The organism is Klebsiella sp. RHBSTW-00215 (assembly GCF_014103785.1).
Lineage (GTDB): Bacteria > Pseudomonadota > Gammaproteobacteria > Enterobacterales > Enterobacteriaceae > Klebsiella.
Window position 1 is genome coordinate 4,635,861 of record NZ_JABXQS010000001.1, and the last position, 14,463, is coordinate 4,650,323.

The window sequence follows — 14,463 nt, forward strand, 5'->3', positions numbered from 1 at the left end:
TAAGCACCGCCTCCGGGAAAACAGCGCGCAATCCAACTGCAATCGCTAGCTCAGACTCTCGCCTCTTGTAACAGCTGCTGGATCATCCTCTCCTGCTGGACATAGTCTCCTTCGCCAAAAGCGGTATAGCGCAGCTTGCCTTTGGCATCGAACAGATAATGCGCGGGCCAATACTGATTACCAAACGCGTTCCAGATGGCGTAACCGTTATCTGCCACGATGGGGTAAGTCAGCTGCCATTTTGTGACCGCTTCACGCAGCGCGGGCAGCGAACGCTCCCACGGATACTCCGGAGTATGTACGCCCACCACCACCAGCCCGGCAGCGCGATATTTATTCGCCCACTCGCGCACGTAGGGCAGCGTGTGCTGGCAGTTAATACAGTCCCGGGTCCAGAAGTCGATTAATACTACTTTGCCCTTTAGCGAAGCGTTACTGAGCGGCGGACTATTGATCCACGTACTACCGCCTTCCAGTGCAGGCATTTCGCTGGTTGGTTGCGGCGCAACAACCGGCTGGAGAACCGCTTTTTGCTCCGGCTGCGGCAAACCCGCGCTGAGACGCTGCTCCAGCCGTTGCGTCAATCCGTTAGCCCCTTGCAGAAAACTGTCCGCCCCGCTGGCTATCAGCACCACCGATGCCAGCATCGCCACGCCCGCCAGCTGACGCAGGCGTTCGCTAAAAGCCAGACCTTTACGCAAACGCGCAGTCAGCCGGGAGCCGAATAGCCACAACAGAGCCAGCATCAGCGCGCTACCGCTACCGTAAGACAGCAGTAGTAATCCGCTGGTGACCGAGCTGCCCTGAATAAATCCAAGGCTGAGGATCGCGCCCAGTACCGGCCCGGCGCACGGTGCCCACAGCAGGCCAATTGCCAGACCCGCCAGCAGCGCGCCTGCCCCTCCGGCGTGCTGATAGCTGTGCGCGTTAATACGATTCCCTAACGCCACCACCGGAGCCGCCAGACGCTGCGCGGCCTTTGTGGATATCAGGCTCACTCCGACCAGCGCCAAAAACAGCAGCGCCAGCCAGCGTCCGGCAAGCGTCAGGCTCACCACCCAACTACTGGCAACCGTCACCAGCAGTGAAACGGCGGTAAACATCAGCACCATGCCGCTGAGCATCAGCAGCAGATGTGCCCTTTTACCGCGCACGCTGGCAAAAATTAACGGGATAACCGGCAAGGTACAAGGGCTCAACAGCGTCAGCATACCGCCGAAAAAAGCAATCAGAATGGACATACACGCTCTCCTCAGATGAGTTAGCTGCCTGAAGCGGCAGCCAACCCATTACAGCAGGCGTATGTATGGCTAAAGTGTCTGAAATAGCGGGAATTTGTCAGCTTAGTTATCTGTAGCGCTCGGGGATACAGAAGGATACAAAGCGGTGGCAAACAGCAGCACCGAGGCCTCCAGACCGCCGCTTGAGCGGTTGCGCAACGTCAGCTTGCTCGCCATCTGACTGGCTAGCTGTGCGGCAATTGCCAGACCCAGCCCGGTGCCGCCGGTATCGCGATTGCGCGAATTCTCCAGCCGATAAAAAGGTTGCAGCACCGCCTCCAGTTGATCATCGGGGATCCCTGGCCCTTCATCGGCAACCTTAATTGTAATATCACCGTTTTGCGCATGTTCGAGGCTAACGGTGACGCTATCGCCAAATTTCAGCCCATTATCAATCAGATTGCTCATAATGCGCCGCAGCGCCTGCGGCTGAATCAGCACCGGTCGCTGGATAGCGCCGGGAATAAAGCGCACCGCTTTGCCAATATCAGCATAATCACAGACGATAGTGTCGAGAAAATCATTCAGGTTGAGGCGCTGGCGCGTCTCTTCCAGCGGCTGGGCGGAGCGGGCAAAAGCGATCCCCTCTCTGACCAGACGGGTCATATTGTCCAGGTCCTCCAGGAGCTTGTCGCGTAGTTCCAGCCGCTCCGCCATCTCGACCCGCAGCTTCATACGGGTAATTGGCGTTTGCAGATCGTGAGAAATTGCCGCGAGGATCCGCGCCCGCTCCTGTAAATGGTCGTGAATACGCGTCTGCATGGCGTTAAATGCCCGCGCCGCGTGGCGAACTTCAACCGGCCCTTGTTCCGCCATCACTTCAGGCGCATTCATTGCCGGTTCGATGTGGTCAATGGCGCGGGTGAAACGGGTCATCGGGCGCACCACCTGACGCACAGCGTACCAGGCACAAAACAACAATAGTAAGAATTGTGCGGCCAGTACCACGGGTAGCCAACGGGCGATCGCCGGCAGGCGCGGCCATAAATCAATGGTTAGCGGCGCGCCGTCGTGCAGGGTGACGTGGGCCTGAATATGCTCGCGCGGACCGGGGATCGCCACAATGCTTAGCGGATAAGTGCCGCTGAGCGTTTCTTGCAAAGTCCGCACCGCATCACGTACCCGCCAGCTGGTGGGATAGTCGCCGCCTTGCCCCGCCGTAAGCTGATAGCGATAGTTACCGCGCGCCAGCCGCGCCAGCCACTGTGGGCGTTCGGCGGCAGGAAGACGATTAAGGATCGCCACGCTGGTGGCGACATCGTATTCGAGGTTGCCCAGCATCACGCTGCGGGCGCTGCTCATCCGCTCATAAAGTAGCAATGATAGCGTTAAGGCGTTCGCCAGCAGCAGCGCGAGGAAAATCATCACAACCAGCCGGGACTGCAACGATGCGGGCCAGAGCTTCATTCGCGGGCCTCGCGAATCGACACCGGAACCGAGAGCACATAGCCTTCGCTGCGGACGGTTTTGATATAGGCCGGTTCGCGGGCATCTTCGCGCAGGCGCTGACGTAAACGGCTCACCAGCAGGTCAATGGAGCGCTCGAACAGTTCGGCATCCCTTCCCTGCGTCAAATTCAGCAGCTGATCGCGATTCAGTACCCGCTGCGGGTGATCGAGGAAAACCCGCAATAACCGATATTCCGCACCGCTTAGCGCGACGATAGTGCCGCTGTCATCAAGCAGATGCCTTGCCGAGGTATCCAGCAGCCAGTCGCCAAAGGCGATGAGTCGTCCGGCCTCGGTAATCTGCAAATTTGGCGGCAGCGCCCGGGTGCGGCGCAGAATGGCCTTGATGCGCGCCAGCAGCTCGCGAGCGACAAAGGGCTTCACCAGATAGTCATCGGCACCCATTTCAAGCCCCAGAATTCGGTCGCTGTCGTCGGTGCGCGCGGTCAACATCAGAACCGGAATGTCCTGCTGACCGTTGCTGCGCAGTTGGCGACAGAGAAGTAAACCGTCGTCGCCGGGCAGCATCAGATCCAGAACGATCAGGTCCACCTGATGCGCGTTGAGCACCGCCCACATCGCCTTGCCGTTGGCGGCCCCCGTCGCACGATACCCCGACTTTTCCAAATAACCGGTGACCAGCTCACGAATATCGCGGTCATCATCAACAACCAGAATATGATCAATACGTTCCAAAGCAGGCTCCGGTAAAAAAATGCCACTCAAAGAGAATATGCGCTATCGCCGGAAGCGCAACTTCACACCCCGGCGCAGCAGTTACAGATGATCGGCATCGACAACCGCCTGCACGAACGCCTGGGGGGCTTCCTGCGGCGGGTTATGGCCGATATTGCCTTTGAATTCGCGATGCTCGTATTTGCCAGTAAATTTAGCGCGATAGCTTTCAGGTGCCGGGTGCGGCGCACCGTTGTTATCACCTTCGATGGTGATGGTCGGAACGCCAATAGTCGGCAAAGCCGCCAGTTTCTGCTCGTAGTTTGCGTATTTCGCTTCGCCTTTCTCCAGCCCTAAGCGCCAGCGGTAGTTGCTAATGGTCACCGCCACGTGATCGGGGTTATCCAGCGCCTGCGCGCTCTGTGCAAACTGCGTATCACTAAACAGCCAGCCCGGTGAAGCCTGGTGCCAGATAAACTTCGCAAAATCGTGAGTGTTCTGCCGATAGCCCGCCTCACCGCGTGGGGTGGCAAAATAGAACTGATACCACCACGACAGCTCAGCCTGCGGCGGCAGCGGTTTTTCGCCAATTTGCTGACTGCTAATCAGATACCCGCTCACCGAAACCAGCGACTTCACCCGCTCCGGCCACAGCGCGGCTACGATATCCGCCGTACGTGCGCCCCAGTCAAAACCGGCAAAATCAGCTTGTTTGATATGCAAGGCATCCATCAGATTGACGATATCTTTCGCCATTGCCGAAGGCTGACCGTTACGCGGCGTTTTCGCTGAAATAAAGCGCGTGGTGCCGTAACCGCGCAGATAAGGCACGATCACCCGGAAGCCCTTCTGCGCCAGCGCCGGGGCGGCGGCGTAGCTCTGAATATCATAAGGCCAGCCGTGTAGCAGGATCACCGCTTGCCCGTCGCGGGGGCCGATATCCACATAGCCAATATTGAGATCGCCCGCCTGTATCTGATGCAGAGCGTTAAAGGCGGCGCTGTCCTCCGCCGCGCAGACGCTGGCGGAAACCAGTGAGGAGCAGATTAGCGCCAGGGCGGCATATTTACGGGATAAAAAAGTGGTGTTCATGATGGTTGCCTCTTCATGGTTTGGATGACAGGCCTATCACAACACCGCGATGTATCTGCACTGTGCGCGCAGAGGGGGGATTTTGTCGCACCGTGTATCGTCATTGAACTCAGATACACGGTGATACAAAACGGAAAAATCAGACATTATCCGGCGGCAAATAGTTAGCCACAAAACGAGTCAAAATCGACGATGCCACAGGACTCTCTTCGACTTCACGGCTCAGTTTATCCGGGTCAACGCCCTCATTACGCAGAACCGCCTGACGATACGCAATCAGCGAGCGGGCAATTTCCGGAGTGATTTCCGGGTGGAACTGCGTGGAGACGGCATGCTCGCCATAGCGAACAATCTGGTGCGCATCGTGACTGGACGAGGCCAGCACCTTCGCCCCTTGCGGCAGTCGGGTCACGGTTTGCATATGCGTCAGATGTGCGCTGAAGGGGGCCGGATGGTCAGCCAGCAGGCTGTCAGTTAATCCATTCGCAGAGAGAGTAACGGTTTTGCTTCCGGCTTCGCGCCCTGCAGGATGGTAATCCACCTCGCCACCAAGGGCGTGCGCCATAAGCTGATGCCCATAGCAAACGCCAAACAGCGGCATCTCAATAGCCATCGCGTCGCGGATCCACCCGGCGGTCATTTCACTCCATGGCAGGCGCTCGGTCACCATATCCCATGACCCGGTGATCACCGCCACGGTGTGGTTATCCGGCGCGGGAAGCGGTTCCCCGGCAAACACCCGCGCCACGCTGATTTTATTGCGCCACGGCGCGAGCAAATGACCGAACCAGACGGGAAGATCGCCATGGTCAGAGGCGATTTCAACCGGCGGAGTGCCGGTCTGGATAAGAAGTAGCGTATTTCGGCTTAACGACATCAGAACGCCTTTTTCACAACAACACAGAACTCTACTATGAGCAAAAGCGCTAACGGCGGCAAATAACCAATCCGTTAACGCTTATGCTCTGAGTGAATAATGCCCTATTGCGCGTCAGCGCTGTCTACCTGTGGGACGGTTGACTCCGGGTCCTGTCCCGCTGGCGCATTGGCAGGGTCAAAAATATGGTCGAGGATCGCGCGTGCCGTTGGCCCGGCAACCACGCCATCGCCGCCACCGTTTTCCAGAATCAGCGCCATCGCTACCTTCGGATGCTGATACGGCGCAAACAGGGTATAGAAAATATGATCGCGCAGGCGTACCGGGATCATTTTGGCGTTATACACCTGATTCTCCTTCAGGCTGAAGACCTGCGAAGTCCCGGATTTCGCCGCAATCTGATACGGCGCGGTATGAAACAGCTTATAGCCCGTGCCGTTGGGCTGGTTCGCCATGCCGTACATCCCGTTGCGCACGATTCCCCAATACGGTGAATGCGGGTCGCCAACCTGCGGTAAATTTTGCGGCGGCTGATAGCGCTCGACCTTGTTGCCCTGCTTCATAGAGTAAAGCAGATGCGGGTTTTGCACTTTGCCGTTATTGATAAGCGTAGTCAGCGCTTTCACCATCTGAATCGGCGTGGCGATCCAGTAGCCCTGGCCGATGCCGACGGAGATAGTGTCCCCTTGATACCACGGTTTTTTATGCACCCGTTGCTTCCATTCCCGGCTCGGCAACACTCCAGCGTACTCTTCGTTAAGATCGATGCCGGTTGATTGGCCATAGCCGAATTTGCTTAACCACTCATGGATACGGTCGATGCCCATTTCGAACGCCACCTGGTAGAAAAAGGTATCCGCCGACTCTTCAATCGCTTTGGTGACGTTAAGCATGCCGTGACCGCTCTTCAGCCAGTCGCGATAGCGCCGCTGGGTACCGGGTAGCGTCCAGGTCGGCGCGCCGAAGAAAGAAGTTGTTGGGGTGATGACCCCAGCCGACAGCGCCGACAGCGCCATATAGGGTTTAACCGTTGAGGCGGGAGGATACAGCCCCTGGGTGACCCGGTTAATCAGCGGCCGGTCAGTATTATCAAGCAGCGAGCGGTAGGCTTGATAGCCAATACCTCTGACAAACGGGTTTGGGTCATAGCTCGGGCTGGAGACCATCGCCAGCACGCCGCCATCGCGCGGATCCACGGCCACTACCGCCGCTCGCTGCCCCTTCAGCACCGACTCGATATACTGCTGCAAATGCAGATCCAGCGTCAGGTAGATGTTCTTTCCGGCAACCGGCGGTACCTCTTTTAGCAGACGTACCACCCGGCCATGGTTATCCACCTCAACTTCCTGATAACCCGTGGTGCCGTGCAGCGCTTTCTCGTAATAGCCTTCAATGCCCTGCTTGCCGATATTATGGTCAGCGGCGTAGTTCTCTTCTTCGCCCGCTTTCGCCAGCTTTTGCAGGTCACTGTCGTTGATTTTCGAGACATAACCGACAACGTGCGCCAGCTCCGCGCCATACGGGTAATCGCGCTGCTGATAGCTATCAACGGTGACGCCGGGGAAATGAAATTCATTGACCGCAAAGCGCGCCACTTCCACGTCGCTGAGATCCGATTTTAAGGTCACCTCTTTATAGCGGCTGTTGTGGTGCATGTCGTCGCGGAAATCAGCAATATCTTCGGGCGTTAAATCAACAATCGGCGTGAGCTGTTGCAGCAGCGCCGTCATATCGGCGATTTTGCTCGGGATCACCTGTAAACGGTACAGGGTGATGTTTTGCACCAGCGGAATGCCGTTGCGGTCGAAAATCAGCCCCCGGCTCGGCGCAATGGGCAGCATTTTGATGTCGTTCTGATTTGAGCGGGTTTGATAGAAGTCGTGCTGATCTACCTGCAGGCGGTAGAGGTTAATAATCAGTATGGCAAAGCAGACCACCACCAGTAGAAAAGCAATGACAGCACGGCGAATAAATAGCATCTCTTCCGCTGAGTGGTCGCGAATTTCATCTCTCATTAGGGACATTAGCGGTCATTTACCTAGATTACAAAGGGCCTGAAAAGGGAAAAGCGGGGAAGAATAGCGTTATCGACGCGGGAGCCCTACCGAAAGGTTGCTAATGATTTGGCAGAAATGTATCAGTATGTGAGGGATAATAAGTGACAACGTCACACTGTTGACCTCTGCTGGCGACTCAACAGAGGTCAAACCCATTAGCCAGCATAAAGAGAGGCCGTCTGCTACCTGCGTGCCTCAAAGGCGATTTTAACCGCCATCCCCGCCAGTACCGTCGCCATCAACCAACGCTGAAACTGTTGCCATAAAGGACGTCCAACAAGAAACAACGAAACCTGCCCGGCCAGCACCACAAGCAGCGCATTGACCGCCACGCTAATTATTGCCTGCGTAAACCCCAGCACCAAAGACTGAGAGAGAATGCTGCCGTGTCCTGGCGTAATAAACTGCGGCAACAAAGAGAGGTACATAATGGCGATTTTTGGATTCGCCAGATTGGTCACAAAGCCCATCAAAAACAGTTTGCGGCCGCTATCTGCGGGCAGATCGCGCACCGCAAAGACCGAACGGCCTCCCGGCTTCACCGCCTGCCAGGCCAGATACAGCAAATATGCGACGCCGCTAATGCGTAAAATGTCATATGCATAGGGAACAGCGAAGATCAGCGCGGTGATACCGAAGGCGGCGCACAGCATATAAAACACAAAACCCAGCGCCACGCCGCCCAGGGAAACCAGCCCGGCCCTTCTTCCCTGGCAAATCGAGCGCGAAACCAGATAGATCATATTCGGCCCCGGCGTCAGCACCAGACCAAGGGCGACAAGAGCAAAGGTTAGCAACGACGAAAACTCAGGCATAGCATATCTCCAGTCAATGAAGTGATGCCCAGGCGCGCGGCGGCTAAAACCATGCTCCCCAACAGTAACCTGTCTTAAGCGCCAGTAACATGGTGCTGAACAGTATGGTCGCGTTCGGCGGCGAGCGGCAACTCACCTGAACAGGTGGGCGTCATCTTTTAGCTGATTTTGTCTTTTTCTGCCGTACTGGAGCGATAGATAAAGAAAAGCGCCAGCCCCAGGCAGATAATCGCCCCCAGCCGTCCAGGCGAAAAAGTGATGGCATCATTTCCCAGCCAGCCAAAGTTATCAATCAGCAGACTCATGGCCAGTTGGCCAAAAATCACCGCCACCGTCGCCGTTGCGGTGCCAATACGCTGTACCGCCAGCACCATAATCACAATATAGGGCACGCCGCAGAATGCGCCCAGAAGCTGCCATTTCGGTACGTCCAGCAGCGTAGCCGCCTGGCGGGGTTCAAAGTAAAAAATCAGTAGCGCCGTAATCACTCCACCTACCGCAAAAGTGAGAAACGCACTACGGAATACGCCAACCTGGCTGCCTAACCGGCCATTGATCGCTGCCTGCATGCTCAACATTGCACCGCCAACCAGCGCCAGCAAAATCATTATGCTACTCATGAGATATTCCTCAGCTTGTGGCGATTAAAATCAGGGCGACAACGATAAACAGCAGAGCGATAAGCCGCCGACCATCAATTTTACGTTTTGGCGAGCCAAACAATCCGTAATGGTCGATCAGCAGGCTTTTGCATACCTGACCGGCGAGAATGCCAATCATGGTCATGGCGATACCGATAACCGGCACGGCAACAGTTAAGATGACGACGTAAATCGGCCCCAGAATTCCCCCGGTGAGCTGCCAGCCCGGCAAGGAGAAAAATGAAGGGCTTTGTCGTGGGCCAAACAGCAGCATCAGCAGAAACGTCAGCGCGGTTCCAACGCCAAAAATACTGAATGTGGCCCATAAATCCCCTACCTGCCCGGCCAGTGGCCCTAAAAGACCGGCTTCAACGGACAATCCCATACCGCCGACAATCACCAAAAAAATCAGTAATAACTGCATCGTTGCTACTCGCTTATTGATCAGGCGGCAGAGCATAAAGCAGCGGAGTGATGTAAAAAACGATACAATCAAGGAAACACTTTTGCGGATATTGCATTAATGAGTGATGCAGACAATGTGAATTTTCGGGCGCTACAGCTATTTATCGCTGTTTACGACAGCCAGAGTTTTTCAGTCGTCGCGCGGCGGGAAGGTGTTTCTCCCTCTATGGTGTCGCGGGTCATCCATCAGCTTGAGGACTCCCTCGGTCAACAGCTGTTTTATCGAAACACCCGCGCAGTGGTGCCAACCGAAGCCGGACGCCTGTTCGCCACTCATGCCAGAAGCATCAGCGAACAGTTCAGCGCCGCCAGGCGCGATCTTCAGGACCGGAGCCTCCAGCCTGGTGGACTGGTGCGCATCAACGCCCCGGTCTATTTTGGTCAGCGCCATATCGCACCGTGGCTGCCGGGCCTGACGGAACAGTATCCGCAGATGCAAATTGAACTGGCGCTGACCGATGACTTCATCGACCCTCACCGTGAAGCGACCGACGTTATTTTTCGTATCGGCAGCCTGCCGGACTCCAGCGTTCATGCCAGAGTGCTTGGTATGCAGCACCACTACCTGGTTGCAGCCCCGGAATATCTACAACGGCGCGGCATTCCGGAGACGCCAGAGGATCTTCGCCAACACAACACGCTGGTCTACAGCGGTTCAAACGGACCTAATCGCTGGCTGTTCCGCCTTGCGGATGGAGAATGGGTGCACTATCCGCAAACTCCGCAGCTGGCCTCAAACAATGCCGATGCGTTGCTAACCTCTGCGCTGGGCGGTATGGGCGTGGTGCTATTTCCTGACTGGATGGTGAATGAAGCGATTGGCGAAGGAAGGCTTATTAAACTGATGACCGATTATACCGCCGCTATCAGCAGTACGCCTTCGCCGGTTTCCGCCATTTACCCTCACGCCCGGTATCCCTCACTAAACGTGCGCGCGGTGATTGACTATTTTATCGACGCTTTTGGTACGCCTTTATACTGGCAGCGCTAAGCGGTTATACGCACTAAAATTGTCATAACTCAAACAATTAGCATTCGATGAAGACGAAAGCACTTTAACGTTTCCTTTACCCCTTTGTTACGACTATGGTTATTACGGTGGTTGTGATAACCAACCGTTTAACAACAATAATTGCACGGTTTTTATAATAGTAATTGAACGGAAATAGCTATTAAATCCGTAGACTCATTCAAATATCGCTTATTGGTAGCAGTGTATATCGTAATGGCATTCACAAAAGCAAACGGAGCCTGATATGAGCACGTCAAACGATCCTTCGAACACTCCATCGGCAGGGAAATGCCCTTTTCACGCCGAAACGCCAACGCAGAGCGCCGGTGGTGGTACCGGCAACCGCGACTGGTGGCCAAACCAACTACGTGTGGACCTGCTAAATCAGCACTCCAATCGATCGAACCCGCTGGGTGAAAATTTTAACTACCGGGAAGAATTCAAAAAACTCGACTATTCAGCGCTGAAAGCCGATATCCGCGCCGTGTTGACCGACTCGCAGGAGTGGTGGCCAGCAGACTGGGGCAGCTATATCGGGCTATTTATTCGTATGGCCTGGCACGGCGCCGGTACTTACCGTACCGTTGACGGACGCGGCGGCGCAGGCCGTGGTCAGCAGCGCTTTGCGCCGCTGAACTCCTGGCCGGATAACGTCAGCCTGGATAAAGCTCGTCGCCTGCTATGGCCGGTGAAACAGAAATATGGTCAGAAAATTTCCTGGGCCGACCTGTATATGCTCGCAGGTAACGTGGCGCTGGAAAACTCCGGTTTCCGTACCTTTGGTTTCGGTGCCGGTCGTGAAGATGTGTGGGAACCCGATCTGGATGTTGACTGGGGCAACGAAACCGAGTGGCTGGCGCATCGCCATCCGGAAAGCCTGAATAAGCAAGCCATTGGCGCCACCGAGATGGGTCTGATCTACGTAAACCCGGAAGGGCCTAACGCCAGCGGTGACCCGCTCTCCGCAGCCTCTGCGATTCGCGCCACCTTTGGCAATATGGCGATGGACGATGAAGAGATCGTCGCGCTGATCGCCGGGGGACATACGCTGGGTAAAACGCACGGTTCCGCAGTGACCACCCACGTTGGCGCCGAGCCGGAAGCGGCACCAATCGAAGCACAGGGCCTCGGCTGGGCGAACAGCTACGGCAGCGGCGCGGGCGCGGATGCCATCACCTCCGGCCTGGAAGTGGTCTGGACGCAAACCCCGACCCAGTGGAGCAACTACTTCTTCGAAAACCTGTACAAATATGAGTGGGTACAGACCCGCAGCCCGGCTGGCGCAATCCAGTTTGAAGCGCAGGACGCTCCGGAGATTATTCCTGACCCGTTTAATCCGGATAAAAAACGTAAGCCGACGATGCTGGTTACCGACCTGACGCTGCGCTTCGATCCGGAATTCGATAAGATTTCCCGCCGTTTCCTTAACGATCCGCAGGCCTTTAACGAAGCCTTTGCCCGCGCGTGGTTCAAACTGATCCACCGCGATATGGGGCCGAAATCCCGTTACATGGGCCCGGAAGTACCGAAAGAAGATCTGATCTGGCAAGACCCGTTACCGGCAGCCATCCACGCTCCGACCCCAGCGGATATCGCCACGCTGAAAACCGCCATTGCCGAGGCAGGCCTGTCGGTCAGCGAACTGGTTTCCGTTGCCTGGGCATCAGCGTCCACGTTCCGTGGTGGCGATAAGCGCGGCGGTGCCAACGGCGCGCGTCTGGCGCTGGAGCCGCAGAAATCCTGGCCAGTCAACGCTATTGCCTCCCGCGTTCTGCCGACGCTACAAGCGATTCAGAAAGCGTCGGGCAAAGCGTCATTGGCCGATATCATCGTGCTGGCAGGCGTGGTTGGTATTGAGCAAGCCGCTGCCGCTGCGGGCATACGGGTAAACGTACCGTTTGCGCCTGGCCGCGTTGATGCGCGTCAGGATCAGACCGATGTTGAAGCGATGGACCTGTTGCAACCATTGGCCGATGGCTTCCGTAACTATCGCCGCGTTGAAGGCGGCGTTTCAACAGAGACCTTGCTGATCGATAAAGCACAGCAGCTAACCCTGACGGCTCCGGAAATGACCGTTCTGGTCGGTGGTCTGCGTGCGCTGGGAGCGAACTTTGATGGCAGCCAGCACGGCGTATTTACTGACCGTGTGGGCGTGTTGAGCAATGATTTCTTCGCCAATCTGCTCAGTATGGGCACCGTCTGGAAAGCCGTGGACGAGCAATCTGAGCTGTTTGTCGGTCGTGACCGTAAGAGCGGCGAAGAGAAATACACCGCGACCCGCGTTGATCTGGTATTTGGTTCCAACTCCGTGCTTCGTGCGCTGGCGGAAGTTTATGCCAGCAGCGATGCGCAGCAGAAATTTGTCACCGATTTCGTGGCAGCATGGACCAAAGTGATGAATCTGGATCGCTTCGATCTGTAATCCCTTCCCCCGACGGGCTTCGCGCCTGTCGGGGTTTTCTCTCGCTCTACTTCCATCAGTCGGTTCACGGCAACTTTTGCAAAATACTCGCCATGATCACCGTAAAATTCCGCACATCTGTTTTAACGTTAAACGCAGGGTTTATCGCTTTGCGGCCAATGAAGCCATCAATAAGCGCGAAAATGGTCATTGTGGCCTCTTGCGCGTTAACATGCGGACTAAACTCTCCAGCCGCTACGCCTTTGCGGATAATGTCCGCCACGCCCTCGCGCATAACCTTGTCGCTGGCAGAAAAAGCCGCGCGCAGATGCTCTTTTCTGGCCGACTCCGCAATGATCTCCACCCACAGTTGATGAGATGACGGATAGCCCACTTCCTCTATGCACGAGGTCGCGAGAGTGCAAATCTGCTCAAAACAGGAGCCGTGAAACTGCTCCTGATGCTTTGCTAGCGCTGATTTCTGCTCTTCAAAGATGATCGCTTCAATCAGCTCATCTTTGCCTTTGAAATAGGTATACATCGCCCCGAGACTAATCCCTGCACGCTGAGCAATCTCCCGCACGCTGGTGCCGTTAAAGCCCTTTTCAGCAAAGCAGGCAGCCGCCGCGACGATCAGTTTATGGTACGTTTCTGAATCTTTTGACATTTTTACAACCTCCAGCGATGGGCAATTTTAGCCTCTTTTGCGCGGGACTGGCTAGACGTTGTACCGTGATACTTGCGCAAACTTCAGCTGAGAGATATGGTGAATGAACGTTCGTTCATTTTTGTGTTCACATCTGACCTGAGGACTTCATGACTCACTCAACTCACGATAATCTCCGTCTGATCTTCCCGCAATGGCAAGGCGGGAACAACGCGCCCTACTATTTTGGTTCCCAGCTTCTTGCCTGGCTGGCTCCCGCATCGCAGGGGCCGGTTGCTGAAGTCGCCGTCACGCCGCCATCCGATAAACCGCTGGTGAATGAAAACGGGATTGTGGGACGTCGCCAGGTTGTTGCCCAGTTGCGTGATGCGCAGGAGAAAATCGCCGCGCACCGTCCACAAACCATTGTGACGCTGGGTGGCGATTGTCTGGTCTCACTGGCGCCGTTCGCTTATCTCACTGAGAAGTATGGCGATAAGCTTGGCATCCTGTGGATTGACTCGCACCCGGACGTGATGACCCCGGCACAATATCCGCACTCTCATGCTCACGTCCTTGGCGCGCTGATGGGCGTGGGAGACAACGAGCTGACTCGCGACGTTAAAACGCCTCTATCGCCGCGCAAAGCGATGATTGCCGGTATTCACAGCCCGCTGGAATATGAAGCACAGTTTATTGCCGACCACGCTATCGCGACCTGCGATCCGCAAGCGGTGAGAGACGGCGCTCAGGCGGTAAGTGACTGGATAACCCGCGAAGGTATTGAATATCTGGCTGTCCATCTTGACCTTGATGTGCTTAACCCCGAGCTATTCCGCTCGGGGCTCTTCGCCAGACCGGGACGCGGGGAACACGATTTTGGTGATGTGGCTGAGGGTAAACTGACAATGCCCGAGGTGGTTACCTTAGTTAATCAGGCCTGCGCGCTGGCCGCTCCTGTAGGGCTTACCGTCGCGGAACATCTGCCCTGGGACGCAATAAACCTTAAGCAGATGCTTGCCGAATTACCACTTCTCAAATGATTGCCGTTCCC

13 protein-coding genes and 1 riboswitch are annotated in these 14,463 nt (G+C 55.9%); of the genes, 3 read left to right on the plus strand and 10 right to left on the minus strand.

Annotation, left to right across the window (positions count from 1 at the left end; all coding sequences use genetic code 11):
• Nucleotides 1–50 precede the first annotated feature (50 nt).
• The 9 genes from HV127_RS21990 to HV127_RS22030 all read right to left on the minus strand — a co-directional run bounded on the left by HV127_RS21990 (nt 51) and on the right by HV127_RS22030 (nt 9,309).
• Nucleotides 51–1,241, minus strand: a complete 1,191-nt coding sequence (locus tag HV127_RS21990; RefSeq protein ID WP_182238753.1) for a cytochrome c biogenesis protein/redoxin — start codon at nt 1,239–1,241, stop codon at nt 51–53.
• A 102-nt stretch (nt 1,242–1,343) separates the two neighbouring features.
• Nucleotides 1,344–2,687, minus strand: coding sequence for an ATP-binding protein (locus HV127_RS21995; protein ID WP_182238756.1), 1,344 nt, complete (start codon nt 2,685–2,687; stop codon nt 1,344–1,346).
• Nucleotides 2,684–3,424 (minus strand): response regulator, encoded by a 741-nt coding sequence (locus HV127_RS22000; RefSeq protein ID WP_182238758.1) that lies wholly within the window; start codon nt 3,422–3,424, stop codon nt 2,684–2,686. The genes HV127_RS21995 and HV127_RS22000 overlap by 4 nt, the downstream gene beginning before the upstream one ends.
• 81 nt (nt 3,425–3,505) lie before the next feature.
• Nucleotides 3,506–4,495 carry an alpha/beta hydrolase gene (locus HV127_RS22005; RefSeq protein WP_182238760.1) on the minus strand — a complete coding sequence of 330 codons (990 nt, stop codon included), beginning with the start codon at nt 4,493–4,495 and terminating at the stop codon, nt 3,506–3,508.
• 139 nt (nt 4,496–4,634) lie between these two features.
• Nucleotides 4,635–5,372, minus strand: coding sequence for a glutamine amidotransferase (locus HV127_RS22010; protein ID WP_182238762.1), 738 nt, complete (start codon nt 5,370–5,372; stop codon nt 4,635–4,637).
• A 104-nt stretch (nt 5,373–5,476) separates the two neighbouring features.
• Entirely contained in the window at nt 5,477–7,396 is a 1,920-nt protein-coding gene (gene mrdA, locus HV127_RS22015; protein ID WP_182238764.1) for a penicillin-binding protein 2, read from the minus strand.
• Between the two features lie 215 nt (nt 7,397–7,611).
• A complete protein-coding gene (locus HV127_RS22020) occupies nt 7,612–8,244 on the minus strand; it encodes a LysE family translocator (RefSeq protein ID WP_182238766.1) in 633 nt (210 codons plus the stop codon).
• Nucleotides 8,245–8,263: 19 nt separating this feature from the next.
• Nucleotides 8,264–8,343: riboswitch (ZMP/ZTP riboswitch) on the minus strand.
• A gap of 59 nt (nt 8,344–8,402) precedes the next feature.
• Nucleotides 8,403–8,864 (minus strand): DMT family transporter, encoded by a 462-nt coding sequence (locus tag HV127_RS22025; RefSeq protein ID WP_182238768.1) that lies wholly within the window; start codon nt 8,862–8,864, stop codon nt 8,403–8,405.
• A gap of 10 nt (nt 8,865–8,874) precedes the next feature.
• Nucleotides 8,875–9,309: a DMT family transporter gene (locus tag HV127_RS22030; RefSeq protein ID WP_181486193.1), complete on the minus strand. Its 435-nt coding sequence runs from the start codon at nt 9,307–9,309 to the stop codon at nt 8,875–8,877.
• Between the two features lie 99 nt (nt 9,310–9,408).
• On the opposite strand from HV127_RS22030, the gene HV127_RS22035 reads away from it, so the two are divergent.
• Entirely contained in the window at nt 9,409–10,341 is a 933-nt protein-coding gene (locus HV127_RS22035) for a LysR family transcriptional regulator (RefSeq protein ID WP_182238770.1), read from the plus strand.
• Nucleotides 10,342–10,606: 265 nt separating this feature from the next.
• The gene (katG, locus tag HV127_RS22040; RefSeq protein WP_182238772.1) at nt 10,607–12,784 is read left to right on the plus strand and encodes a catalase/peroxidase HPI; all 2,178 of its coding nucleotides are present in this window, start codon (nt 10,607–10,609) and stop codon (nt 12,782–12,784) included.
• Between the two features lie 64 nt (nt 12,785–12,848).
• Here the strand turns inward: katG and HV127_RS22045 are convergent, their stop codons facing one another.
• Entirely contained in the window at nt 12,849–13,430 is a 582-nt protein-coding gene (locus HV127_RS22045) for a TetR/AcrR family transcriptional regulator (protein ID WP_182238774.1), read from the minus strand.
• A 149-nt stretch (nt 13,431–13,579) separates the two neighbouring features.
• On the opposite strand from HV127_RS22045, the gene HV127_RS22050 reads away from it, so the two are divergent.
• Nucleotides 13,580–14,452 carry an arginase family protein gene (locus HV127_RS22050; RefSeq protein ID WP_182238776.1) on the plus strand — a complete coding sequence of 291 codons (873 nt, stop codon included), beginning with the start codon at nt 13,580–13,582 and terminating at the stop codon, nt 14,450–14,452.
• Nucleotides 14,453–14,463: the final 11 nt, after the last annotated feature.

Coding starts and splice junctions, on each gene's coding strand:
- HV127_RS21990 (WP_182238753.1), bottom strand. CDS start 1,241: ATGTCCATTCTGATTGCTTTTTTCGGCGGTATGCTGACGCTGTTGAGC.
- HV127_RS21995 (WP_182238756.1), bottom strand. CDS start 2,687: ATGAAGCTCTGGCCCGCATCGTTGCAGTCCCGGCTGGTTGTGATGATT.
- HV127_RS22005 (WP_182238760.1), bottom strand. CDS start 4,495: ATGAACACCACTTTTTTATCCCGTAAATATGCCGCCCTGGCGCTAATC.
- HV127_RS22010 (WP_182238762.1), bottom strand. CDS start 5,372: ATGTCGTTAAGCCGAAATACGCTACTTCTTATCCAGACCGGCACTCCG.
- mrdA (WP_182238764.1), bottom strand. CDS start 7,396: ATGTCCCTAATGAGAGATGAAATTCGCGACCACTCAGCGGAAGAGATG.
- HV127_RS22020 (WP_182238766.1), bottom strand. CDS start 8,244: ATGCCTGAGTTTTCGTCGTTGCTAACCTTTGCTCTTGTCGCCCTTGGT.
- HV127_RS22025 (WP_182238768.1), bottom strand. CDS start 8,864: ATGAGTAGCATAATGATTTTGCTGGCGCTGGTTGGCGGTGCAATGTTG.
- HV127_RS22030 (WP_181486193.1), bottom strand. CDS start 9,309: ATGCAGTTATTACTGATTTTTTTGGTGATTGTCGGCGGTATGGGATTG.
- HV127_RS22035 (WP_182238770.1), top strand. CDS start 9,409: ATGAGTGATGCAGACAATGTGAATTTTCGGGCGCTACAGCTATTTATC.
- katG (WP_182238772.1), top strand. CDS start 10,607: ATGAGCACGTCAAACGATCCTTCGAACACTCCATCGGCAGGGAAATGC.
- HV127_RS22045 (WP_182238774.1), bottom strand. CDS start 13,430: ATGTCAAAAGATTCAGAAACGTACCATAAACTGATCGTCGCGGCGGCT.
- HV127_RS22050 (WP_182238776.1), top strand. CDS start 13,580: ATGACTCACTCAACTCACGATAATCTCCGTCTGATCTTCCCGCAATGG.